This is a genomic window from Aminobacter niigataensis (genome assembly GCF_946995915.1).
GTDB lineage: Bacteria > Pseudomonadota > Alphaproteobacteria > Rhizobiales > Rhizobiaceae > Aminobacter > Aminobacter niigataensis.
This window is the reverse complement of record NZ_OX341517.1, coordinates 625,001-649,434: the sequence shown is the minus strand read 5'-3', so window position 1 is coordinate 649,434 and position 24,434 is coordinate 625,001. Positions and strand designations below refer to the sequence as shown.

The 24,434-nt window shown below is 64.8% G+C and carries 20 protein-coding genes (1 of these 20 cut by a window edge); 12 read left to right on the top strand and 8 right to left on the bottom strand.

Features of this window, described 5'->3' with window-relative positions; all coding sequences use genetic code 11:
* Positions 1-88: 88 nt before the first annotated feature.
* A complete protein-coding gene (locus O1Y97_RS03005) occupies positions 89-892 on the bottom strand; it encodes an arginine deiminase family protein (RefSeq protein WP_318763042.1) in 804 nt (267 codons plus the stop codon).
* Between the two features lie 105 nt (positions 893-997).
* A complete protein-coding gene (locus tag O1Y97_RS03000; protein ID WP_318763041.1) occupies positions 998-1,843 on the bottom strand; it encodes a helix-turn-helix transcriptional regulator in 846 nt (281 codons plus the stop codon).
* 172 nt (positions 1,844-2,015) lie between these two features.
* Between O1Y97_RS03000 and O1Y97_RS02995 the strand changes: the two genes are divergently transcribed.
* Entirely contained in the window at positions 2,016-3,269 is a 1,254-nt protein-coding gene (locus O1Y97_RS02995; RefSeq protein WP_108605917.1) for a cytochrome P450, read from the top strand.
* A 15-nt stretch (positions 3,270-3,284) separates the two neighbouring features.
* Positions 3,285-3,605: a 2Fe-2S iron-sulfur cluster-binding protein gene (locus tag O1Y97_RS02990; RefSeq protein ID WP_108605916.1), complete on the top strand. Its 321-nt coding sequence runs from the start codon at positions 3,285-3,287 to the stop codon at positions 3,603-3,605.
* A gap of 21 nt (positions 3,606-3,626) precedes the next feature.
* On the opposite strand, the gene O1Y97_RS02985 is transcribed toward O1Y97_RS02990, so the two are convergent.
* Entirely contained in the window at positions 3,627-5,180 is a 1,554-nt protein-coding gene (locus O1Y97_RS02985) for an alpha/beta fold hydrolase (protein ID WP_318763040.1), read from the bottom strand.
* 135 nt (positions 5,181-5,315) lie between these two features.
* Positions 5,316-7,493 carry a malate synthase G gene (locus tag O1Y97_RS02980; RefSeq protein ID WP_318763039.1) on the bottom strand — a complete coding sequence of 726 codons (2,178 nt, stop codon included), beginning with the start codon at positions 7,491-7,493 and terminating at the stop codon, positions 5,316-5,318.
* Between the two features lie 187 nt (positions 7,494-7,680).
* On the opposite strand from O1Y97_RS02980, the gene O1Y97_RS02975 reads away from it, so the two are divergent.
* On the top strand, positions 7,681-8,613 hold the full coding sequence (locus O1Y97_RS02975) for a sugar phosphate isomerase/epimerase family protein (protein ID WP_318763038.1): 933 nt from the start codon (positions 7,681-7,683) through the stop codon (positions 8,611-8,613).
* A gap of 129 nt (positions 8,614-8,742) precedes the next feature.
* The gene (gene puuE, locus O1Y97_RS02970; RefSeq protein WP_318763037.1) at positions 8,743-10,149 is read left to right on the top strand and encodes an allantoinase PuuE; all 1,407 of its coding nucleotides are present in this window, start codon (positions 8,743-8,745) and stop codon (positions 10,147-10,149) included.
* A gap of 201 nt (positions 10,150-10,350) precedes the next feature.
* On the opposite strand, the gene O1Y97_RS02965 is transcribed toward puuE, so the two are convergent.
* Together O1Y97_RS02965 and O1Y97_RS02960 are read right to left on the bottom strand one after the other, a co-directional pair.
* Complete coding sequence (locus O1Y97_RS02965) at positions 10,351-11,061, bottom strand: GntR family transcriptional regulator (protein ID WP_055982286.1); 711 nt, start codon at positions 11,059-11,061, stop codon at positions 10,351-10,353.
* Between the two features lie 346 nt (positions 11,062-11,407).
* Positions 11,408-12,175 carry an aspartate/glutamate racemase family protein gene (locus tag O1Y97_RS02960; protein ID WP_318763036.1) on the bottom strand — a complete coding sequence of 256 codons (768 nt, stop codon included), beginning with the start codon at positions 12,173-12,175 and terminating at the stop codon, positions 11,408-11,410.
* 487 nt (positions 12,176-12,662) lie between these two features.
* Here O1Y97_RS02960 and O1Y97_RS02955 point away from each other — a divergent pair, with 487 nt between their 5' ends.
* From O1Y97_RS02955 to O1Y97_RS02930, 6 genes are read left to right on the top strand one after another with little or no spacing between them, the layout of a single operon-like run.
* Positions 12,663-14,240, top strand: a complete 1,578-nt coding sequence (locus O1Y97_RS02955; RefSeq protein ID WP_159091541.1) for an ABC transporter substrate-binding protein — start codon at positions 12,663-12,665, stop codon at positions 14,238-14,240.
* A 12-nt stretch (positions 14,241-14,252) separates the two neighbouring features.
* Complete coding sequence (locus O1Y97_RS02950; RefSeq protein ID WP_108605909.1) at positions 14,253-15,296, top strand: ABC transporter permease; 1,044 nt, start codon at positions 14,253-14,255, stop codon at positions 15,294-15,296.
* Positions 15,293-16,147, top strand: a complete 855-nt coding sequence (locus O1Y97_RS02945; protein ID WP_318763035.1) for an ABC transporter permease — start codon at positions 15,293-15,295, stop codon at positions 16,145-16,147. Before O1Y97_RS02950 ends, O1Y97_RS02945 begins: the two co-directional genes overlap by 4 nt.
* 1 nt (position 16,148) lies before the next feature.
* The gene (locus tag O1Y97_RS02940; protein ID WP_318763034.1) at positions 16,149-17,165 is read left to right on the top strand and encodes an ABC transporter ATP-binding protein; all 1,017 of its coding nucleotides are present in this window, start codon (positions 16,149-16,151) and stop codon (positions 17,163-17,165) included.
* Between the two features lie 2 nt (positions 17,166-17,167).
* Positions 17,168-17,986, top strand: a complete 819-nt coding sequence (locus tag O1Y97_RS02935; RefSeq protein ID WP_108605907.1) for an ATP-binding cassette domain-containing protein — start codon at positions 17,168-17,170, stop codon at positions 17,984-17,986.
* A gap of 20 nt (positions 17,987-18,006) precedes the next feature.
* Positions 18,007-19,095, top strand: coding sequence for a sugar phosphate isomerase/epimerase family protein (locus O1Y97_RS02930; protein WP_318763033.1), 1,089 nt, complete (start codon positions 18,007-18,009; stop codon positions 19,093-19,095).
* Positions 19,096-19,257: 162 nt separating this feature from the next.
* On the opposite strand, the gene tdh is transcribed toward O1Y97_RS02930, so the two are convergent.
* Positions 19,258-20,280, bottom strand: a complete 1,023-nt coding sequence (gene tdh / locus O1Y97_RS02925) for an L-threonine 3-dehydrogenase (RefSeq protein ID WP_318763032.1) — start codon at positions 20,278-20,280, stop codon at positions 19,258-19,260.
* 17 nt (positions 20,281-20,297) lie between these two features.
* On the bottom strand, positions 20,298-21,500 hold the full coding sequence (locus O1Y97_RS02920; RefSeq protein WP_318763031.1) for a glycine C-acetyltransferase: 1,203 nt from the start codon (positions 21,498-21,500) through the stop codon (positions 20,298-20,300).
* A gap of 152 nt (positions 21,501-21,652) precedes the next feature.
* On the opposite strand from O1Y97_RS02920, the gene O1Y97_RS02915 reads away from it, so the two are divergent.
* The gene (locus O1Y97_RS02915) at positions 21,653-22,234 is read left to right on the top strand and encodes a helix-turn-helix domain-containing protein (RefSeq protein WP_318763030.1); all 582 of its coding nucleotides are present in this window, start codon (positions 21,653-21,655) and stop codon (positions 22,232-22,234) included.
* A gap of 121 nt (positions 22,235-22,355) precedes the next feature.
* Positions 22,356-24,434: the 5' portion of a hydantoinase B/oxoprolinase family protein gene (locus O1Y97_RS02910; protein ID WP_318763029.1), read on the top strand. Its footprint extends 1,794 nt past the window's final position; 2,079 of the gene's 3,873 nt are visible here — the first part of the coding sequence; the start codon lies at positions 22,356-22,358; its stop codon lies beyond the right edge, outside the window.

Here is a 24,434-nt window from a genome sequence, read left to right as displayed (position 1 = left end):
GTGGTGAAGCTTGCGCTATACTTGCCCCATGCAATGCTGGCCCCGTGCGGGACGAGCTTCCCTCGAACTGCCGCCGCAACTTCGATCTCTAGATCTGGCCGCGATGCCAGCGCAGCGACATGCAGGACAGGCCGGCGTCGATCTTGCCGATCTCGGTGGTTTTGAGCGCGACCACCTTGTAGCCGAGCTTGTCGAGCATCTCGATGGTCCGGGCGTAATCGGCCCCGACCATCACCACGTCGTTGACGCGCAACGCATTGGCGGCGGGCTCCTCGCCTTCGGGGACAAGCACCTCGCGGAAATCCTTGAACACACCCGAGCGCGCCAGCCGCTTGGTCGACAGCATGGTCTCGCTGTCGAGTAGCGAACAGTCGCTCTTGAAATGCAGCACGCCTTCCGGCGTCTGCACGACCTCTCCCTTGCGTCCGAGCCTCGCCAGGCTGGCGATCAGGCCTTCGGCGCCGGCGCGGTCGGTGCGGGCCGACAGCCCGATCATCACGCTCCTGGGCGTCGTCAGCACGTCGCCGCCGTCGGCGAAGCCGGGCGAGGGCAGGTCGAGCACCGACTCGAACATCTTCCGCAGTGTCGGTGCGATCTCGGCGGTTTCCCTGACGCGCGTCTCGGCACCGGGGCGGAGCAGGATCGCCCCCTCGGGAAACACCAGCGCCGGGTCCTCGACGAAGATCGAATCCGGAAAGCTTTCCAGCGCTGGCAGCATCGTCACCTCGACGCCTACCGCGCGCAGGGCAGCGACATAGGCCACGTGCTCGGCCTTGACGCCGTCATAGGTGGGATTGCCGTGGTCGTCGGCGCGCAGGCCGTTGACCACCGACCGCGCCGGCTCGCGCACGATGGCCGCGTTGAATTCGTAGACCGCTGGCTTGGACGTCATGTCGGTGCACTCGTGCTGGTGGGGCGAGATCCGCAGCCTGCCCGAAACGAGGTGGCATGTCGACGGGGCAGGCGCTGGGCCAGCGATCATCGCCGTGCGGCGCCGCTATTGACCTTCTGCCCGCCTGAACTCGCTTGGCGACTGGCCGGCGATGCGGCGGAAGTCGCGGCTGAAATGATAGGGATCGGCATAGCCGCAATTCAGCGCCACCATGGCAATCTTGACGTCGGGTGCGATCAGCAGGCGCTTGGCAAGGTTCATGCGCTCGTGGCGGATCCAGTCCATCGGCGTCGTGCCGGTCTTTTGCTTGAACTGCCGGTGCAGTTGCGAGGCGCTGAGGTTGGAGATCGCAGCCAGTTCCTCGATTGGCCAGTTGCGCGCGATGTTGGCGCGCACCTCGCGCATCACCCGCAAGACGCGTTCGCCCCGGTCTTCAGAGCTTTCCTGCACGCCGCGTTCGGCGACAAGCATTTCGACCAGCTGGGCGACGACGGCGCTGGAAATGGCGTCGGTCGTCTGCCCACGCTGGGCGAGATTTTGGATGGCGCGTTCGAAGCCGGCGACACTGGTTTCGCCTGACGTGGCAAAAAGCGGATTGCCGGCGACGCGCAGGAACGAGAAGACGGCGTCGAGCCCGTGGCCCTCGATGCTCATCCAGAGATAGCGCCAGTGGTCGGCCTCGGGATGGCAGCCATGGGCATATTGCATCGACGTGTCCAGCCAGGCGATCGTTTGTGGCCCGGCCGCGACCCGGTTGCCGCCGATCTCTATCAGGCCGAGACCGGACAGCGTGCAGATCAGCGTATGGTGGTGAAACCGCCGCGAGACGAAGCCGTCGCGATGGCCGAAACGCGTGCGGCCGGCAACCAGAATCTTGTAGGGGTAGGCGTCCGCATGCCGGCCCGGCGTGTGGAAGAAGATCGCGTTGCTTTCGTCGGTCTTGGTCGTCATTTTTGCGCAGGCATAGCCGTCGGAGGGTTTATTTTATCGTACCTGCTCGCAAATCGTGATGCGAGTTTTATCCAGCATCGTGCGAGAGGCATGCATTCATCTCGCCGCCATTGCGATTAGACTGGATGGTGGCGGCATCCTTGCTGCACAAAATCCATGACTGGAGCGTTGGATGACCGCTACCCCAAAGGCAAGCGAACACGGCACGGCTTTCGAGCCATTGTCAGCCACCTTCGCCCAGAACCCCTATCCCGCCTACGCGGCGCTGCGCGACAAGGGCGAGCCGCAGTTCTTCGCCGATTTCGACATGTGGCTGGTGACGCGCTTCGACGATGTCGCAGGCATCGCCCGCGACAACGCGATGGTGCGCTCGCCCGAATTCTTCATGTCCGAGGAAGAGATCACCGAGCAGAAGCGCCTGCAGAACTGGCTCGACATGCCGCATCACCAGCGCTTCGTGCAGTTCTCCATGCTCGACAGCGACGGTCCTGTGCATGACCGGCTGCGCAAGCAGGTGTTTCGCGAGTTCACGCCGGCCTTCATCGCGCGCCAGCGCACGATGATCCAGAGCTTCGTCGACAGGCTCGTCGACAGCCTGATCGACAAGGGCGAGATCGATTTCGTCGAGGAGCTTGCTTCCCAGGTTCCCGGCCACATCATCGGCCGGGTGCTCGGCGTGCCCGACGAGGATTGCCCGCAGTTGCGCGTCTGGTCGGAGCGTGTGGTGCAGTTCTTCGACATCGATCGCTCCGACGAGCGCAAGGCGCTGGCCGAGCAGGCAACGACCGAGTTCTACCACTATCTGCTCAAGCTGATGGCCGAGCGCCGCAAGGCCCCACAGGAAGACCTGATCACCCGCCTGATGGCGGCGCAGGACGCCGGCCAGCTCAACGAGGATGAGCTGGTGTCGACCTGCATGCTGATCCTGATGGCCGGCCATGGCTCGACCATCGACGTGCTCGGCTCGGGCATGCATGCGCTGCTGCGCTTTCCCGACCAGATGGCGCGGCTCAAGGCCGACCCCGGCCTGATCCACACCGCGATCCAGGAGATGTTCCGTTTCGAATCGCCGCTGCCCTTCTTCCACCGCTACGCGACGGCCGACTGCGTGGTCGGCGGCAAGTCGTTTCCGCGCGGCACCAAGTTCGGCCTGCTCTATGGTGCGGCCAATCGCGACCCGGCAGCCTTCGGCGACGATGCCGATGTCTTCGATGCCGGCCGCAACCCCAACCGGCACCTCGCCTTTGGTGGCGGCGCCCACTTCTGCCTCGGCAACCATCTGGCGCGGCTCGACATGGAGGTGATCTTCACCACCTTGCTCAAGCGCTTGTCGTCGGTTTCGCTGGTCGATGCCGAGCCGCAATACAAGCGCGGCCTGTCGGTACGCGGCCCCAAGGCGCTGCGCCTGGCTTTCACGCCTGCCTGATCCCGGAGATTTCTGATGTACCGCGTAACCTTCATCGACGCCGACGGACAGGCGACCGAACTCACAGCCCAGCAAGGCCAAAGTGTCATGTCGGTGGCTGTCGCCAACGGCATCGACCAGATCCTCGCCGAATGTGGCGGCTCCTGCGCCTGCGGCACCTGCCATTGCTATGTCGACGAGAACTGGACCGAACGCCTGCCAGCGCCCGACGATTCCGAGCAGGGCATGATCGAATGCCTGATGAACCCGACAGAGCGGAGTAGGCTGACCTGCCAGCTCAAGATGTCGGAGGCGCTCGACGGGCTGGTCGTGCACCTGCCGCGGGAACAATACTGAGGCCTCTGCGCCGCCCGTGCCTCAGTCGCGCGCGGCGATCCAGCCCCTAACGATCTCGACATCGGCCGCCTCGAAGGCGTGACCCGACGGGATCGTGCGGGCGTCGACATTGGCGCCGGCGTCGAGCAGCAGGCCGGCGAGGTCGAGGCCGAAATTGCTGAACACGTCGACGTTGCCGGCAACGAGCAGGGCTTCGACATCCGACAGGTCGGCGGACGGAGGTTGCTCGAGCACCATGGCTGGCCGAAGCAGCACGGCGCGTCGGATCAGGTGCGGGTGCAGCAGCATGGTTGCGGCGATCATGTTGGCGCCGTTGGAATGCCCGAGGAAGACGAGCTTCTCGGGATCGATGCGGTAGGCATCCACGGCATCCTCGATGAAAGCGGCGAGCGCTTCGGCCTCCGACCTGATGTCGGCCTGGTCGAATTTGCTTGCTGAAAGGCGGCGGAACCAGCGCGGCGTGCCCTCGTCGGTGGCGCGGCCGCGCAGGGCGAGCAGTGTCGCGCGTGGTGCTGCCTTGGCCGCAAACGGCAGCAGGCTGGTTTCGTTGCCGCCCGACCCGTGCAGCAGGACGATGACGCTGCCGTCGGCATTTCCCGGCGTATAGAAACGGTGGACGAAGGGCAGGTCGCGATAGATCACCCGCTCCTCGCCGGGCCAGGAGAACTGTGGCAGCATTGTCAGCAGCTCGTCGATCTTGTCGGCACGTTCCGGTGGCACGAAGAGCTGCGTGCCCATCGTTTCGACCGGTTCGTCGATCGCCATGCCGGGACCGTCCGTCGCCAGTTCGAACAGGGTGCCGCCCGGCTCGCGCACATAGAGCGAGTAGAAATATTTGCGGTCGTGGACATTGGTGATGGTCGAGTTGCTGGAGGCGAGTTCGCCATGCACCCGCTCCACCTCGTCGGTGTCCCTGGCGCGAAAGGCGATGTGGTCGATGGTGCCGGTGCCCGGCGCGCTCGTCCAGAAACCCTTGGCATCCCTGATGTCGATGATGTCGCCGCTGTCGGAGACAAGGCGCCGGATGAACTCGGTGCTTTGCATCGGCTGATAGCCGAAATGCCGGGTGACGAAGCTCTCGGTCAGTTCCGGCACCTCGCTCATGATGGTGGCGCCGCGGATGCGCCGGATCGCGTGTTCGGCAGGCACCCCGCTGCCCTCCCAGATTTCGGGCGCCGCAAAGCCGCTGACGCCGACGAGCTTGACGATCACGCCGTCGGGGTCCTTGAGCCTGAGCGTTGGTTCGCCCATCTCGTCGACGGGGCCTGATATCTCGACATGGTGGGAGAGCGCCCGGGTCAGCCAGAAGCCGATGCTCGACGGTTCGATGGCGAGCGAAATCTCGCTCGGCTGGCCATGGCCGACACGCCCCCGGGCACCATCCTCCCAAACCAAGAAGGTAATCAGCGAGCCCGGGCTGGCAGCACCGTCGCCGTAGAACAGGTGCAGCTGGGTGGCATCCTCATAGCCGCCGGTCTGCTTGACCAGCCGCAGGCCGAGGAAGCCGACATAGAAATCGACATTGGCCTGCACCTTGCGGGTGATGAGCGTGATGTGGTGGATTCCGGTGCCCATGATGCACTCCCGGTCGATGCTGCGTCGACCGACATTTCACCAGCGTGCCGACCAGTGCAACCGACGATCGGACTTGCTCATGCAAAAAAGGCCCCGCTCGGTGAACGCGGCCTTCGGCAAAGATAACTTGCCTGATCAGGCGGAAAGCGCCTTGGCCTCGCGGCGGCGGGCATGCAGCACATGCTCGGTATAGCCGTTCGGCTGGGTGCGGCCGGTGAACACCAGGTCTTCAGCCGCCTTGAAGGCCGGGCTGTCGAAGCCGGGCGCCAGTGGCTTGTAGCCTTCCGTCGCGGCATTCTGCCTGTCGACTACGGCGGCCATGCGCTGCATCGTCTCGCGCACCTGCCCTTCGCTGACGATGCCGTGGTGCAGCCAGTTGGCGACATGCTGGCTGGCGATGCGCAGCGTGGCGCGGTCTTCCATCAGCCGCACATTGTCGAGGTCGGGCACCGTCGACACGCCGACGCCCTGGCCGACCCAGCGCACAACATAGCCGAGCAGGCCCTGCAGATTGTTTTCCAACTCAGCCTTGATCTCCTCGGCCGAGTAGCTGCGCGTTGCCAGCGGAATGGTCAGCAGGTCGGCGAGCGACGTCTGCTCCTTGCCGCGCAGCTGGTCCTGGACGGCTGCCACGTCGACCAGGTGATAGTGCATGGCGTGCAGTACGGCCGCCGTTGGCGTCGGCACCCAGGCCGTGCTAGCGCCGGCGCCGGGGTGGGCGACCTTCTTCTCGATCAGCCCCGCCATCTGGTCGGGTGCCGCCCACATGCCCTTGCCGATCTGGGCACGGCCGGGAAGGTTGCGGGCGATGCCGACATCGACATTGTTCGCCTCATAGGCCTTGAGCCAGGTCGCCGATGCCATCTCGGCCTTGCGCTGCATCGGGCCGGCTTCCATCGAGGTGTGGATCTCGTCGCCGGTGCGGTCGAGGAAACCGGTGTTGATGAACACCGTGCGGTCGCGCACCTTGGAAAGGCAGGCGGCAAGGTTGGCCGAGGTGCGGCGCTCTTCGTCCATGACGCCGATCTTCATGGTGTATTTGGGCAGGCCGACGAGTTCCTCGATGCGCTTGAACAGCGCATCCGACAGGCCGACCTCGTCGGGGCCTTGCATCTTGGGCTTCACGACATAGACCGAGCCGGTGCGGCTGTTGCGCACGGCGTTTTCGCCGCGGATGTCCTGCGCCGCGCTCGCCACCGTGATGGCGGCGTCGAGGATCGCCTCGGGCACCGGGTTGCCGGCTTCGTCGAGCACGGCGTCTGTGAACATGTGGTGGCCGACATTGCGCACCAGCATCGTCGAGCGGCCGTGGAGCACAAGCTCGCCACCGCCGGGCGCGGTGAAGACACGGTCTTCCACCAGGCGGCGCGTGACGGTCTTGCCGTCCTTGGTGAACTCGGAGCTCAGGCTACCGTCCATCAGGCGCTGCCAGCTGCGGTAGACCGCAACCTTGTCCTCGGCGTCGACGGCCGAGACCGCGTCCTCGAGGTCCATGATGATCGAGACCGCCGCCTCGATGACGACGTCGGCGATGCCGGCTGCGTCCAGCGCGCCCACTGCGTGTTCGCGGTCGAACACCAGCTCGACATGCAGGCCGTTGTTGACCAACAGCACGCTCTTGGGCTCGTGGCGGGGACCGGTGAATCCGGCAAGCTGGCCCACAGACTTGAGCCCGGTCTTGTTGCCGTCGGCGAGGCTCACCTGCAGCTTGCCGCGCTCGACGATATAGCTGGTGGCGTCGGCATGGCTGCCCTGGGCCAGCGGTACGGCCTGGTCGAGGAATTCGCGAACGCGGGCGATGACGCGGCTCGCGCGAACAGGATTGAAGGTCTTGCTGCGCTCGGCACCGTCGGTCTCGGCGATGGCATCGGTGCTGTAGAATGCGTCGTAGAGCGAACCCCAGCGCGCATTGGCGGCGTTGAGGGCGTAACGCGCATTGGAGAGCGGCACCACCAACTGCGGGCCGGCGATGGTGCCGATCTCGGCGTCGACGTTCTTGGTCGCGACCTGATAGGCGTCGGCGGCCGGTGCGGGAACCAGATAGCCGATCTCGCGCAGGAACTGCTCGTAGCCTGCCGCGTCATGCCCCTGGCCCTTGCGGTCGCGATGCCAGGTGTCGATCCTGGCCTGGAGGTCGCCGCGTATGGCGAGCAACTCGTGATGCCTGGGCGCGAGGTCGCGGATGATCTCGGCAAGGCCGGCCCAGAATGCTGCCGGTTCGAGGCGCGCCGAAGGCAGCACCTCGGTGTCGACGAAGGCGCGCAGCGCCGGATGGACTGAAAGGCCGGCGACGCTTTCATAGGTCTTGGTCATAGGGTGCTCCTTCGATACGCGCGAGAGGCGGGCAGTTCTGTACAATGCTGATGACAGTGATTGTATCCATTGACAAGCATTTTTTGATACAAGATAGTATCCAAGTGCCTAGATTTCCGGGGGTCGTCGCGCATCCGATGCGCCCGGGCGGTCGCTGCGCACCCATTCTCTCCGGCGAGGCGGCAGCATGATCGGCATCATCAAGAGTTCATTGCCTGACGGACGCAGCCTGGCTGCGGTCGAGGCGCTACAGGCTGCAAGGCAGTTGGGTTCGCAGGGATTGCTGTTCAACTCGCTGTTCGACATCAGCCCGACGCTCGATCCGGCCGAACTGCACGCCGTGCGCCAGGAGGCCGATCGGCTGGGGCTCGAAATCTCGTCGATGCTCGGCATCGTCAACCCGGCGCTGCCGGCGCGCAGCCAGCCGATCATCGATGCCGGTGCCGGCGACCTGGAAGCCGGTGTCAGGCGCCTGGTCGAACTGGCGGCAGGTATCGGCATCCACGACATGTTCTTCCTCGTCGGCATGATCGAGGACCGCTTCGAGGCGCCGGTCTGCTGGCAGGCGCAGTTCGATGGGGTCACTGAAATGCTGGCGCGCTGCGCGCCGCTGCTGCGCCAGCACGGCTCGAAGTTGCTGCTCAAGACCCATGAGGAGATCACCACCCCGGAGGTCGTGGCCCTGGTCGAAAAGGTAGGGCCGGATGTACTTGGCATAGCCTTCGACCCGGTCAATGTGCTCTGCCGCCTCGAGGATCCCGTCGCCGCGGCAAGGCGCGTCGCGCCCTATGCCGCACAGCTCTATGTCGACGACGCCGTGGTGCGGTTCCAGGAGAATGGCATCCGCCGCTTCCTCGCGCCGCTCGGCGAGGGTTTTGTCGACTGGGACGCGATCCTGCCGCTGATGCCCGACGCGAAGGTCTGGATCGAGATGCATGCCGGCCAGTTTGCCATGCCGATATTCGATTCGGACTGGCTGCGCATGCAGCCTGAAGTCGCACTAAACGAATTCGCCGCCGTGCTGGCCATGGCAGCCAAGTTCGGCGCGAAAAAGGTGCCCTGGGACCAGGCCGATCGCGTCGCGCGGCTGCCGCAGGCCCTGCGTCGGCTGCTTCCGTGATGACACCTACGCAGAGACATTGGATACAATTCTTGCGGTGACCGGCCTCTGAGGCACGATGCCGCCGAGGCCTTCACACTCAATCATTTCGCGCGGCAGGCGGCCGCGCACCCAAGCCAGGAGACATTCATGCGATATCCCAGGGACATGCGCGGTTACGGCGCCAATCCGCCTCACGCCAACTGGCCGGGCGGCGCCCATGTCGCCGTCCAGTTCGTGCTCAACTATGAAGAGGGCGGCGAAAACAACATCCTCCACGGCGATGCGGCCAGCGAAGCCTTCCTGTCGGAAATCCCGGGTGCCGCGCAGTGGCCGGGGCAGCGTCATTGGAACATGGAGTCGGTCTACGAGTACGGCCCGCGCGCCGGCTTCTGGCGGCTGCACCGGCTGTTCACCGACCTCGACGTGCCTGTCACCGTCTATGGCGTCGCCACCGCCTTGATGCGTGCGCCCGAACAGCTGCGCGCCATGCAGCAGGCCGACTGGGAGATCGCCAGCCACGGCTACAAATGGGTCGAGCACAAGGACATGCCGGCCGAAGAAGAGCGCGGCCAGATCCAGCAGGCGATCCGCCTGCACACGCTGGCCACGGGTTCGCGCCCGACCGGCTGGTACACCGGCCGTTGTTCGGTCAACACCGTCGACCTCGTCTCCGAGGAAGGCGGATTTGACTACGTATCCGACACCTATGACGACGACCTGCCCTACTGGCGCGAACATCAGGGCAAGGAACAGCTGATCATCCCCTACACACTCGAAGCCAACGATATGCGCTTCGGCACGCCGAACGGCTTCAATTCGGGCGACCAGTTCTTTGCCTATCTCAAGGACACGTTCGACTATCTCTATGCCGAAGGTGCCGCCGGTCGGCCGAAGATGTTCTCCATCGGCCTGCATTGCCGCCTCGTCGGCCGCGCCGGGCGTATCGCCGCGCTCAAGCGCTTCATCGAGTATGTGCAGAGCCACGACAAGGTGTGGATCGCGCGCCGCATCGACATCGCCCATCACTGGGCGAGGGAACATCCCTACGCGAAGCCGACGCTGGTGCCGTCGAAGATGGACAAAGTCGGCTTTGTCGAAAAGTTCGGTCAGTGCTTCCGCAACGGTGCCCTGCTCGCCGAGCGCGCCTTCGACGGCGAGCTGGGGCCGGTGAACGACAGTGCCTATGGCCTGTTCTTTGCGCTGCGCACACAGTTCCGTGCGGCAAGCGCTGCCGAGAAGTTCGAGGTGCTGAAGGGATATACGCCGCTTGATCCTCGCATTCTGGCTGCAAGGATCGTCGCCGACGAAAGCCAGTCCGTCAGCCTCGATGTCATGACGGACGGCCAGCAGAAGCGATTGCTGGAACTGCTCGGCATCTACGAAACCAAGTTCGGGTTCGGCGCCATCTTCGTGGTGCGCAACTACACCACCGCATCGCTGCTGGCGTCGCTGGAGGCGCGGCTGGAGACGGACAGCGAGACCGAGCTTGCCGTCACCTATGGCGAGGTCGAGCGTCTGGCCGAAATCCAGGTCGAGGCGCGGTTCGCGGAATAGCCCTGATTGTAGGTCCTTCGAGGCTCGTCCGGTGGGCGAGTTCCTCGGGATGAGGGCCGTTGTGCCTCACCGAAGCTGACCACCCCGCGCTGTTTCCAGGCCGGGGCAGTTTCTGGACTGGGCAGGCCACACCAACGGTCCTCATCCTGAGGAGCCCGCGAAGCGGGGCCTCGAAGGACGCACCCAGGTACCAGTGCTGTCTCAAGCGTAGCGCGACAGGATCTCGCTGAGATTGCGCTTGGTGCGCTTGGTCTGGCCGATATTGGCCTGCTCGAACACCTGCTGCAGGTGCTCGATGATCGCATCGGCGCTTGCCTTGGGATCACGGGCCCTCAGCGCCTGCAGGATCGCGGCATGCTCATCGACGCTGCAGTCGGTTTCCTGATGGGTGCTGTGCTGCGCCAGGATCAGCGAGGTCCGCGAAATCAGCGACTTGAGGAATCCGGCAAGCACCTCGTTGCCGGCCATGTGCGCGGCGAGCAGGTGGAACTCTCCCGACGCCACGATGGCAGCGGTGTGGTCGCCGGCGTGTCGGATGGCGTGCTCATGGTGCAGGTGCTGTTCCAGGGCTGCGATCTGCTTGTCGGTGACGACGGTGGCGAGCTTGGAGAAGATCTCGCGTTCGATGGCATTGCGTGCCTCGAAGACCTGGCGGGCCTCGTCGGGCGTCGTGCTGGCGACGAAGGCGCCACGATTCTGCCGGAACTCGACCAGCGATTCGGTATGCAGGCGGTTGAGTGCCGCGCGAACGATGGTGCGGCTGACGGAAAACAGCGAGCCGATCGATTCTTCGCTGAGTTTCGTGCCGGGCGTGAGCTCGCGCGCCAGAATGGCCCTGAATAGCGCCTGGTAGATCGCATCGATCTTCGATCCGGCTTTCTCGTCGAAGTCAGTATTCGCAGCTTTAGCCATTCCCTCACCAGCCGGTTTTGCACGGGCAGCATGCAACTATGCTACGTCTCAGATGCATCGCCACCGGGCGGAAGACAAGAAAAATGCGAGCCTTGCTTCGTTGTTCGTTATGTATTAGCCGGTGTCATGCGATGCAGCCGGCACGCCGCTGCCTGCCGTGCCTCCTCCACTGCAAGCCGACGCAGCGCCAGTTTGCATTGCGGTCACTCTAGCACATGTTTTCTAATACAATAGCGAAATCCATTGCGCGCAATCGTAAGGTGTTTTGAATACGATTTGAAAATGCGCTGCCTTCCGGCCCCCGCGCAGCATGGATGCAAAGGTCGTCGCGGCTGTTGGAAATCGATCAGCGTCCGGCGCAGCGGCGCAAGGGCGCAATGGCTGCGCCCCCGTTCAGGGCATGTGACAGAAAGGGCGACAGGCCGAGCGTTTCGGTGGCGCCGTTCTGCCCAGGGGTTGGAGCCGTCCGCGGCGCTGCTGTCAGGCGCAGTGCCTTGCCGATGGCAACACGATGCGGATCGAGGATCGGCACGCGTGACGACGCGGCGATGCCGGGCAGGCTCGGGATCAGGCCGGCGCCGCCGAGCACGACACGGTCGGCGCCCAGCGCGTTTGCTTCATTTGCCAGAAAATCGGCAATCGCCTGTGTGTCGTCGGCGACGGTCTCGATGGAGCGGATGCCCGCAACCTTGTCGCCGAGACCGAGCTTCAGCACCAGTTCGCCCAGCATTTCGCACCAGACGGTGCCATTGGTGGAAACCAGGGATGTTCCCGGCAATGCCGCCGCAGCCAGCAGGCCCGCTTCGGCAAAGCCGATGACCGGCAGGCCGGTCATCTCGGCGAGCGCCTCGCGGCCGGGATCGCCAAAACAGGCGAGCACGATCGCGTCGGGCTCGGCACCTTCGGCCATCGCCTTGGCGGCCGCGTCGAGCACGGCGTGCGCGGCGATCGAAACCGCAACGCGCGTGGAGATGTAGCTGAAGCCGAAGCCGGCAGTCACGGTCTGGACTTTTGCAGCCCCCGCCGTCTCCTCGCGCACCAGCGTATCGATAACCTGGCTGACGTCGGCTGACGTGTTTGGATTGATGACGAGCAGGCGAGGCAGGCGATGCATCGGTTTCCTCTGAGAACAACGGACTTTAGCTGCCGACCCAGCCTTCACTCTCGGGGTGAAGAGAGGCGTTTGGCTGGATGACGCCCGCACCCATTTGCAGGGGCATGGTCGAACTGCAGTGCCAACTTGATATCATTGTATCATATCAGCTGTAAAGTTTGTATCCAAAAATTGCGCACATTTTCGCCGGTGCTGCGCGCTGATTGCCTATTCTTTGGACCGCGCCATACAGTCGAAAAAGCTTCGCCATGCCGCCGACGAGTCAGGTTCGGCATCGAAGAATTTTTGCCATTTGGCCATGCCGCCGGATTCGTTGACGGTCTAGGCCATTGATTTAGAAGTGTTTTACAGCAGAGCATTCATCTCTGCCTGATTTGCATCCGTCGCCCAAAATTTGTGTATCCACTGGGGAAAAAATCGGATACAAAAAGACAGGGAGCGCCTTTGCGAAAAGGCAGAGTCAATTCAGCATATGGGAGCGACAATCATGCATGCGTTTTTCCAGGCCTTTTCGGCGCTGTCGCACAGCCGGCGGCAGTTTCTGGCGACCGTTGGCGGCGCCGCACTCGCGATTTCGGTCGGCCTTGGCGGTTCTACGGCGTTGGCCGCGGATCGCGAGCACACGATCATCGTTGGCCTCGGCGGTCAGATCAACACGCTCGACCCGCTGCGCGCCGACTACAACCAGACCAACACCATCATCAGTGCTGTCTATGATACGCTGGTGACGTACGACGACACCAAGCTGGTCGGCAGCCTGGCCACCGAATACGCCTATTCGGATGACGCCAAGTCGATCACCTTCACGCTGCGTCCCGACGTGAAGTTTCACGACGGCACCGCGCTGACCGCCAAGGATGTCGCTTACACGCTTGATCGCCTGAAGCGCCTCGGCGCCGGCGTCGCCTCGCTGATCGACGGCTACGATTCGACCACGGTCACCGACGACACGCATCTCACTATCAATCTCACCAAGCCCAACACGCTGTTCCTGCCGTCGCTGAGCAAGATCTACATCCTCAATTCCGCGCTGGTCACCGCCAATGCGGCCGCCGACGACGGCCAGGGCTGGCTCCAGGCACATGACGCCGGCTCCGGTCCTTACGTGCTGGGCGACCAGTCGCAGGCCGTGGTCATCGACCTGTTTGCGGGATATTGGGCCGCCGAGGCCGGCCGTCCCGAATCGATCGTCTTCCGCCGCATCGACGAAAGCTCGACGCGCCGCGACGAACTGCGCGCCGGCAACATCGACGTCGCCTTCGGCTTCGCCGACCGCGATGCGGCCGCCATGGCCACCGACCCGGCGCTGAAGGTGGTGCCGATCAACACCAGCTACCAGACCGAAGTCGTCTTCAACACCAAGGTCGGCCCGACCGCCGATCCCAAGGTGCGCAAGGCGCTGCGCATGGTCTACGACTATGCAGGCGGCCTGCGTGGCGTCCGCGGTGGCAACGGCAAGGTGGCCAATGGCCCGCTGCCTGCGCGCCTCGACTGCCGTCCGGAACTGCCCGAGGTGAAACGCGACCTCGAAGCTGCCAAGGCGATGCTTGCCGAGGCGGGCGCTGCCAACCTGAAGCTCAAGATGAACTTCCAGCCGGTGTTCGAGCTGCAGAAGCAGGAAGCGACGCTGTTCCAGTCCAATCTGCGCGAGATCGGCATCGACCTCGAACTCGAGCCGATCGCCTATCCGAACTACCTCGCCAGCCTGAAGGACCCGAACTCGATCCCGCAGATGATGCTGCTCGAGGACTTCGCCCAGTTCCCGGATGCCGGCATCATGCTGGTCAAGGGCTACAAGTCGGATGCCATCGGCACCAACCGCACCGGCTACGCCAATCCGGAAGTCGACAAGCTACTCGACACGGCACTCGCCACGGCCGACGACGCCAAGCGTTGCGACCTCTACAAGCAGGTCCAGACCATCCTCGACAATGACTCAGTGATGGTCGACATGTATGGTGTCTACAAGCCGGCCGCCTATCGCGTCGGCACGCTTGCCGATCTCAAGGCCAGCATGCTCGCCACGCCCGCCGAGCCGGCGGACTTCCGGCTCGCCAAGCCGTAAGCGAGGTCTGAGATGCTCGCGTTCCGCGCCTATTCCTGGTTTCTGTCCCGACGCCTGGGCCTTGCATTGCTGACCCTTTGGGGGCTGGCTTCGCTGGTCTTCCTGATGATCAAGCTCATGCCCGGCGACGAGGCCCAGATGGCCGCCGGCGCGGACGCTTCCGCCGCACAGATCGAGGCGGTGCGTGAAAGGCTGGGGCTCGATGCCCCGGTCATCATGCAGTATTTCAGCTTCCTGGGTCGCCTCCTGCGCGGCGACCTGGGCACTTCCATCGTCACGCTCCAGCCTGTTTTGGCCGACCTGGAGAAGGTCCTGCCAAGCACGCTGGAACTCGTCTTCATCGCCATGCTGCTCAATCTGACCGTGGCTATCCCGGCCGGCATCGTTGCCGCCTACCGCCAGGGCGGCGTCTTTGACGCGACCAGCCGCATCACGGCTGTCATGCTCGGCGGCATGCCCGCCTTCTGGCTGGCGCTGGTTCTGCAATATGTGCTGGGCAGCGTCTGGCGCGTGGTGCCGATCTCGGGCCAGCAGAGCTACGGCATGGCGTCGCCGATCGTCACTGGCGCACCGACGCTCGACGCGCTGATGGCGCTCAATTTCGGGGCCTTCTTCGACGCCCTGCACCACATCATCCTGCCGGCAGCCGTGCTGGCGGCGCTCTTTGCCACGCAGATCTTCCGCACCTTGCGTGCGTCGCTGCTTGGCGTCCTGCGCTCCGACTTCATCATGGCCGTGCGCGCCAAGGGTGCAACGGCCCGCCACATGCTGGTGCGCCACGCTCTGCCCAACAGCCTCAACCCGGTGCTGACGCTCTCGGGCACGCAGGCCGGCGCGATGATCGGCTCGGCGGTGCTGGTCGAGACCGTCTTCGCCCGCCAGGGCATCGGCGCCTACATGTTCAATGCCGTCGCCCAGAAGGACGCCTTCGCGGTGCTGGGCTCGGTGATGTTCATCGGCACCGTCGTCTGCCTCGTCAACCTCGTCGTCGACATCCTTCAGCTTCTGGTCGACCCGCGCATCCGCGCCGCACAACTGGGGAGCCAAGGCCAATGACCGCCCCTGCCATCGCCCAGCCGGCAGCCCGCCGCAAGGAAGGCTTCTCGGCCTTCGAGATCTTTGTCTTCGCTCTCGTGGTGGCGCTGCTTTCCATCGCCGTCTTCGGGCCGCTCCTCGCGCCTGACAGCATCTACAGTTCCGACATCGCCAATTCGCTGATGCCGCCGAGTGCCGCAAACTGGTTCGGCACCGACGACCAGGGCCGCGACGTGTTCTGGCGCTTGATCGTCGGCGCCCAGACGACACTGCTCTCGGCCTTCCTGGTGGTGACGCTCTATTCCCTGATCGGCGTTACCCTCGCCACCGTCGCCGCCGCCGGCCCGCGCTGGCTCGACGAGGCGCTGATGCGCGTTACCGACATTGGCCTCGCGCTACCTGGCATGATCGTGGCGCTCGGTTTTGCTGCCGCCATGGGTGCCAGCCTGCGTTCGGCGGTCATCGCCATGGCCATCACCGGCTGGCCGATCACCGCCCGCATGCTGCGCGGCATCATGCGCCAGACGATGGAGCAGCCCTTCGTCGCCGGCGCCCAGGTGCTGGGCGTGTCGAAATGGCGGCTGATGACCAAGCATGTGCTGCCCAATTCGCTCGACGTCTTGATCGTCAAATGGGCCGGCGACATCGGCACCACGGTGCTGGTGCTGGCCAGCCTGTCCTTCATCGGCGTCGGCGCCCAGCCGCCGAGCGCCGAATGGGGCGCCACCATCGCCAGCGCACGCGGCTATGTCTCGACCGCCTGGTGGACCGTCGTCGCTCCGGGTGCAGCGGTTGCCATCACCTCGATCGCCTTCGGCCTTCTGGGCGACATCATCCAGGTCCGCCGCGATCCGTCCTTGAGGGGCAACTGAGATGAAGACAGTACATCCCTTGCCGGACGCAGCTTCCGTGGTTCCGGTTCGCCAGCCGCTCATCAGCGTCGACAAGCTCACCGTCGACATGCCGCTCGGCCGCAGCGGGTCGAGCGTCCGCATCGTCGACGGCGTCGATTTCACCATCGGCGTCGGCGAGCGCGTCGCGCTTGTCGGCGAGTCCGGTTCGGGCAAGTCGCTGACGGCGCGCGCCCTGATGCGGCTCGACCGCCTCGCCAAGCTGTCCGGCCGGGTCGATTTCGATGGCACCGACCTGCTCAAGCTTTCCGACCGCGACATGGGCAAGCTGCGCGGCAGCTCCATCGCCATGGTCTTCCAGGACCCGATGAGTTTCCTCGACCCGCTGATGACCATCGGCGACCAGGTTGCCGAGACGTTGCGCATCCGCGGCGTCGGCAAGGCCGAGGCGCGCAAGCGGGCACTCGCCGTGCTCGACGAGCTTGGCGTCGACCGCGCCGCCGAAAGGCTCGATGCCTATCCGCATGAATTCTCCGGCGGCATGCGCCAGCGCGTCGTGCTCGCCATGGCGCTGGTCGGCGAGCCGCGCCTGCTGATCGCCGACGAGCCGACGACCGCACTCGACGTGCGCGTCCAGGACCAGGTTCTCGACCTGCTCGACGACGTCTCGACGCGACGCGGCCTGGCGGTGCTGTTCATCACCCACGATCTCGGCGTCGTCGCCGGCTTCGCCGAGCGCGTCATGGTCATGTATTCGGGTCGCATCGTCGAAGACGGCGAGGTAGCCGGCGTCTTCGCCAAGCCGAGCCATCCCTACACGCAAGGGCTGATCAAGGCGGTGCCGCGCATCGACCAGGATCTCAACACGCTTTACGCGATCCCCGGCGCGCCGCCGCCGCCGCTGGCCCGGCCGAGCGGCTGCCCGTTCCACCCGCGCTGCGACCAGCGTTTCGACCGCTGCGGCGTTGATTTGCCCGCGCTGCAGCCGGTCGGCATGTCGCGTGTTGCCTGCCACCTGCTCGACGGGAAGGGTGCCTGATCATGCTCATGTCCATCGACAGCATCAGCAAGTCGTACAACGCCTTCCCGAACCCGCCGGCCAAGGTGCTGCACGACGTGACGCTTAACGTCGACACCGGCGAGGCCATCGGCCTGGTCGGCGAATCCGGCTCCGGCAAGTCGACCATCGCCAAGTGCATGCTGGCGCTGATCAAGCCGGAAGAGGGCGCGATCACCTATGACGGCATCGACGTGATCCACGCCAGGGGCGAGGATCTCAGGCGCTTCCGCCGCGAAGTGCAGATGGTGTTCCAGGATCCTTACGGCAGCCTCAATCCGCGCATGACAGTGGAGGAGCTGATCGGCGAGGGCCTGCTGATCCACAAGCTCGAACCGACGGCAGCGGCACGGCGTGCCCGCGTCGCCGAGATGATGGAGATGGTCGGCCTCAACCCCAACGACATGGACCGCTACACGCGTTCCTTCTCCGGTGGCCAGCGCCAGCGCATCGCCATCGCCCGGGCGCTTGTCATCCGCCCGCGCATCCTCGTCTGCGACGAGCCGGTGGCGGCGCTCGACGTGTCCGTGCAGGCGCAGGTCATCAACCTGCTGCAGGACATGCAGAAGAAGCTCAACCTCGCCATCGTCTTCGTGGCGCACGACCTCGCCGTCGTCCGCCACCTCTGCGAAAAGATCGTCGTGCTGCACAAGGGCAAGGTGGTCGAGCAGGGCACGCGCGAGCAGATATTCGACAACCCGCAGATGCCCTACACCCAGTCGCTGCTGGCCGCCGTGCCGGTGCCCGATCCCGTTGTCGGCCGCGCCCGCCGTGCGGCGCGCCGCCTCGAAACCGCAAACTGACATTACTAAGGAGACTGCCGATGCGTATCGGTGTCGATGGCCGCAAGATTCCCGAAGCCGCCAAGCGCGGCCCCGTGGCCAGCTTCGATCATGCCAAGGAATTGGGCATGGAGGGCCTGTTCTTCCGCACCGTGCTCGACATGAGCCCGACGCTCGATGCCGGCTATCTCGGTGAGATCAAGCAGCGCGCCAATGAGCTCGGCATGTATCTCGAAACCGGTCTCGGCAAGGTCAACCCTTTCGCCACGCCCGAGGCGCCGGAACTGCGCCTGATCGGCGACGGCGACATCGTGCTCGGCTTCCGCCGCATGATGGAGGCCTGTGCCGCCATCGACTGCCGCGAGCTATGGGTGGCGACCGCCAACTACAAGCCGGCTTTCACCGGCCGCTTTGCCTATGACCGCTTCCGTACCGACGTCACCTGGCGCGAGCAGCTCGACGCCACGGCGCGCTTCCTCAAGAAGCTTGCGCCGATCGCCTGCGACCTCGGCATCCACATGAACCTCGAGACGCACGAGGAGATCACCTCCTTCGAGCTGGTGCGGCTGGTCGAGGAAGTCGGGCCGGATACCACAGGCATCGTCTTCGACACGGCGAATGTGCTGCAGCGCGCCGAGCATCCGGTGTGGGCAGCGAAGCGGGTCGCGCCTTACGTGCGCCAGACCCACATCAAGGACGCGCTGATCGCCTATGATGGCGAAGTGCTCGACTTCCAGATGCGTCCCTGTGGCGGCGGCGTGGTCGATTTCCGTGCCGTCATGCCGATCCTGGCCGAGGCCAACCCGCATCTCAACCTGTCGATCGAGAACTATGAATCCTTCTCTGACCGGCCGCGCAATCCGCCCAAGATGATCATCGAGATCGCCGATCCGAAATGGCTCGAAGGCCATCCCGACCTGAGCGTCGAGGAATATGCCGACTACATGAAGATGGTGCAGGATTATGCCGCCCGCATCGCCAGCGGCGAGGTCATGGACCGCGAGAGCTTCGCCGCCTGGGCGGTGGAGAACTACCACTATGCCGAGACGGTCGCCTACATCAAGGACAGCGCCGCCCATGTCCGTGGAATCTGCGAGGAACTCGGCCTGCCGCTGAGCAAGACCGCGTAGGCCTGTCCATCGACTGCGAAAGGCAAACCCGCGGAAGGCAGCTTCCGCGGGTTTTTTGTTTCTGCCACGCATCAGATCCCCCTCACCGTATGAAGGCCGGAGATCTCATCAAAAAGGCCGCGCAGTCGGCGCGGCCTCTTGTTCAAACGTGGCGGCAAAAGCCTACCACTCGAGCACGATCTTGCCGGCCTCGCCGTTGGCGGCGTTGTGGAAGGCGGCCTGGTAGTCGTCGGCCTTCATGCGGCTGGTGATGACCTTGCGGATGTCGAGGCCGCTTTCCAGCATCGCCAGCATCTTGTGCCAGGTCTCGAACATCTCGCGGCCGTAGATGCCCTTGAGCGTGATCATCTTGAACACGATCTTGGCGAGATCGATGGGGAAGGGCTTGGCCGGCACGCCGAGCAGGGCGATCCGGCCGCCCATCAGCGTGTGCTCGATCAGCTGGTCGAAGGCGGCCGGCGAGCCGCTCATCTCGAAACCGACGTCGAAGCCTTCGCGCATGCCGAGGCGGCCCATGGCGTCGCGCAGCTCTTCCTGGGCGACGTTGACCGGGGTGACATCGGCCACCTGGGTGGCGAGCTCGAGGCGCTTCGGGTTGACGTCGGTGATGACGACATGGCGCGCGCCGCAGTGGCGGGCGACTGCTGCACCCATGATGCCGATGGGCCCAGCACCGGTGATCAGCACGTCCTCTCCGGCGACGTCGAAGGAAAGTGCCGTGTGCACCGCATTGCCGAGCGGGTCGAGGATGGCGCCCAGCTCGTCGTCGATCGAATCGGGCAGCGGCACCACGTTGAAGGCGGGGATGCGGACATATTCGGCGAAGGCGCCCGGCAGGTTGACGCCGATCCCTTGCGTCTCCGGATCGAGATGGTAGCGGCCGGCGCGGCTGGCGCGGCTGCGCATGCCGATGACATGGCCTTCGCCCGAAACGCGCTGTCCGACCTTGAAGCCGCGCACATGCGAACCGAGCTCCACGACCTCACCGGCATATTCATGGCCGGTGACCATCGGCACCGGCACGGTCCTGGCCGCCCATTCGTCCCACTTGTAGATATGGATATCGGTGCCGCAGATACCGGTCTTGTTGACCTTGATCAGCACGTCGTCGGGGCCGACTTCCGGCACGGGCCGGTCTTCCATCCAGATGCCGGGTTCAGCCTTGGCCTTGACCAGTGCGCGCATGGGAAAACTCCTGAAAATCAGATGATGCCGAGCGACTTGCCGGCGTCGGCAAAGGCGTCGATGGCGAAGGTTATGTCCTGGTCGTCGAGGGCGGCCGACATCTGGGTGCGGATGCGCGCCTTGCCCTGCGGCACGACGGGATAGAAGAAGCCGGCGACATAGACGCCACGCTCGTCGAGCGCCTTGGCCATTCGCTGCGCCAGCACCGCATCGCCCAGCATGACCGGAATGATCGGCGTCTCGCCCGGAAGCAGCGTGAAACCGGCCTGGGTCAGGCCTTCCCGGAAGCGCGTCGTGTGGCGGCCGAGTTTTGTGCGGAGGTCGTCTGCGGCACGGGCGATCTCAATTGCCTTCAACGAGCCTGCGGCCACTGCTGGCGCGAGGCTGTTGGAGAAGAGATAAGGGCGCGCGCGCTGGCGCAACAGGTCGATGATAGGCTGCGACGCTGCAATGAAGCCGCCCATCGCGCCGCCCAGCGTCTTGCCCAGCGTGCCGGTGACGATGTCGACGCGGCTGCCGACCCCGGTCAGATCAGGCGTACCGCGGCCCTCGTCGCCGATATGGCCGGTGGCATGGCAGTCGTCGACGGCGACGATGGCGCCGTAGCGCTCGGCAAGGTCGCAGATCTGCTTCAGCTTGGCGATGTGCCCGTCCATCGAGAACACGCCGTCGGTGACGACCAGCTTGAAGCGCGCGCCGTCGGCAGCGGCCTGCTTGAGCTGGGTCTCCAGGTCGTTCATGTCGCCCTGGGCGTAGCGGAAGCGCTTGGCCTTGGAGAGCCGCACGCCGTCGATGATCGAAGCGTGGTTGAGGCTGTCGGAGATGATGGCGTCCTCGGCGCCGAGCAGCGGCTCGAACAGTGCGCCATTGGCGTCGAAGCAGGCGGCAAACAGGATGGCATCGTCCTTGCCGAGATAGTCGGCGATGGCATGCTCCAGCTCGCGGTGCAGGGTCTGGGTGCCGCAGATGAAGCGGACCGAGGCCATGCCGAAGCCGAGCTCGTCGAGGGCCGCGGCAGCCGCCTTGCGGATATCGGCATTGTCGGCGAGGCCGAGATAGTTGTTGGCGCACAGATTGACCATCTGGCGCTCGCCCGACGCGCCCTTCACCTTGATGCGCCCCGACTGCGGGCCGGTGATTTCGCGCTCGCGCTTGTAGAGGCCGTCGGCCTCGATGCCCTTGAGAACGCTCGATATGTGGGAAAGGAAATCTCGGCTCATCGGTCTCGCCATCCGTTAAGATAGAAATTCCGATATAATGGATATCGTGTTAAGTCTAGCGGAATCCAATTGGGCCAGCATACCAGACGCAAATGCCTCGCAGGACGCAAGGCACGGTGCTATCAGTGTGCCAGCTTTGGGGGAGGCCGCATATGGAAGTGAACAACGCGCCGAAGATCGGTCCGGTGCTCCAGAAGGAACGCAAGGAGCGCCATCTGACGCTTGACCGGCTGGCGGCGCTTTCGGGCGTCTCGCGCTCGATGCTGTCGCAGATCGAGCGCGGCGAGGCCAATCCGACCTTCGCGGTTCTGTGGTCGCTGACCCAGGCGCTCGGCATCGATTTTTCCCAGCTCATCGCGGGCGGCATCACGCACCAGCGCAAGGCCGAGGCCATCGAACTGGTGACGCTGGCGCTGACGCCGGAGATCAAGAGCCCCGACGGCGCCTGGCGGCTGCGCATCCTGAGTTCGCCCGCGCTCGCCGGCCGCGTCGAATGGTACGAGGTCGAGATCGCGCCCGGCTCCAAGCTGCAGAGCGCCCCGCACGCGCCGGGCACCTTCGAGCATCTCACGGCCTACACCGATGGCTTGCTGGTCGAGACCGAACTTGGCCGGCAGGAACTCCTGACCGGCGAGACCGCCCGCTACCGCGCCGACATCGGCCACGAGATCACCAATGGCGGCACCGAGATGGCCAGGGCGCTGATGGTCGTGCTCTACGACCAGGAGGCCTGACCCGCAACGCCACAGCGTGGGACAGGCTTTCTACTCTTGACGGCACGGCAGCCCTGCCGCTTCCTCCCCGCAAGCGGTATCGTGTTCGGGCGATACCGCGACAGCGAATGGGGAGAGCGTCATGTCGGGCAAGTGGGATTTCTGGGTCGACCGTGGCGGCACCTTCACCGACGTCATCGGCCGCGACCCCCAGGGCAATCTCCATCCGCGCAAGCTGCTGTCGGAAAATCCCGAGGCCTATCGCGATGCCGCGATCCAGGGTGTCCGCGACCTGCTTGGACTGGCACCGGGCGCCGCAATCCCGGTGGGTGCCATAGGCGACATCCGCATGGGCACGACGGTCGCCACCAATGCGCTGCTCGAACGCAAGGGCGACCGCGTCCTACTTCTTATTACAAAGGGCTTCCGCGACGCGCTGCGCATCGCCTACCAGGCCAGGCCCGACATCTTCGCCAAGGAGATCATCCTGCCCGAGCAGCTCTATGAGCGCGTCGTCGAGGTCGACGAGCGGGTGCGGGTGGATGGCTGCGTCGAGCGGCTTCTGGATATCGCCGAGATCAAGCCGATCCTGATGCAGGCCAAGGCCGATGGCATCGACGCAGTTGCCATCGTCTTCATGCATGCGTGGAAGTATCCAGAGCACGAGCGCGCCGTTGCTGCCGTCTGCCGCAAATGCGGTTTTTCGCAGGTCTCGGTCAGCCACGAGGTCTCGCCGCTGGTCAAGCTCGTCGGCCGCGGCGATACGACGGTGGTCGACGCGTATCTGTCGCCGATCCTGTCGCGTTATGTCAGCCAGGTGGCGGGGGAACTGGGCGCTTTACCCTCCCCCTTGTGGGGAGGGTCGGACGGCGAAGCCTTACGGGGTGGGGGTGAAGCCAGATCCACCCCCACCCCGGCACTGCGTGCCGACCCTCCCCACAAGGGGGAGGGTGAAAACCCCCGCCTCATGTTCATGATGTCTTCCGGCGGGCTCACCGCCGCCGACTTGTTCCAGGGCAAGGACGCGCTTTTGTCCGGCCCCGCCGGCGGCGTCGTCGGCATGGTCGAGACGGCCAAGCTCGCCGGCTTCGACAAGGTCATCGGCTTCGACATGGGCGGCACCTCGACCGATGTCGCCCATTATGATGGCGAGTACGAACGCAGCTTCGACACCGAGGTCGCCGGCGTCCGCGTCCGTGCGCCGATGATGCGCATCCACACGGTTGCCGCCGGTGGCGGCTCGGTGCTGCATTTCGAGGCTGGCCGCTTCCGTTGCGGGCCCGATTCCGCCGGCGCCAATCCCGGTCCCGCCTGCTACCGCCGCGGCGGCCCGCTCGCTGTGACCGATGCCAATGTCATGCTCGGCAAGCTGCAGCCCGCTTTCTTCCCGGCGATCTTCGGCACCGGCCAGGACCAGCCGCTCGATGCCGGCGTGGTGCACGAAAAATTCGAAGCCCTTGCCCGGGAGATCGGCGATGGCCGCAGCCCGGAAGCCGTGGCGGAGGGCTTCGTCACCATCGCCGTCGAGAACATGGCCAACGCCATCAAGAAGATCTCGGTCCAGCGCGGCTACGATGTGACGGAATATCTGCTCAACTGCTTCGGCGGCGCCGGCGGCCAGCATGCCTGCCTGGTCGCCGATGCGCTGGGTATCGAGGCGGTGCTGATCCACCCCTTTTCCGGCCTGCTGTCTGCCTATGGCATCGGTCTGTCCTCGGTCTTCGCCTCGCGCCAGCAGGCGCTACTCAAGCCGCTGGGGGAGGAATCGCTGGCTGACATCGAGGCCCTGATAAACGACCTCCGCGCCGAGGTGCTGGCCGAACTCGCCGGCCAGGCCATCGTCGAACAGGATGTCGCCGTACGGCCTGTCCTGCATGTCCGCTACGACGGCACCGACACCGCCTTGTCGGTGGGCTTCGAACATGGTTCGATCGTGGACGCAAAGGCCGCCTTCGAGGCCGCCCACAAGGCACAGTTCGGCTTTATATATAAAGACAAGCCCATCGTCGTCGAAGCGGTGGCGCTGGAAGGCCGCGACGGCAGCGCCCGTGGGCTCTCCGAACGCGAGGCGGAGCTTGACGACAAGCAGGTCGCCGCCTCCGAGGTGAGAAAAATGTTCACCGAGGGCGCCTGGCACGATGCCGGCATCTTCCGCCGCGCCGACATGAGCCCTGGATATAAGGTGTCAGGACCTGCTCTTATTATAGAGAGCCACCAGACC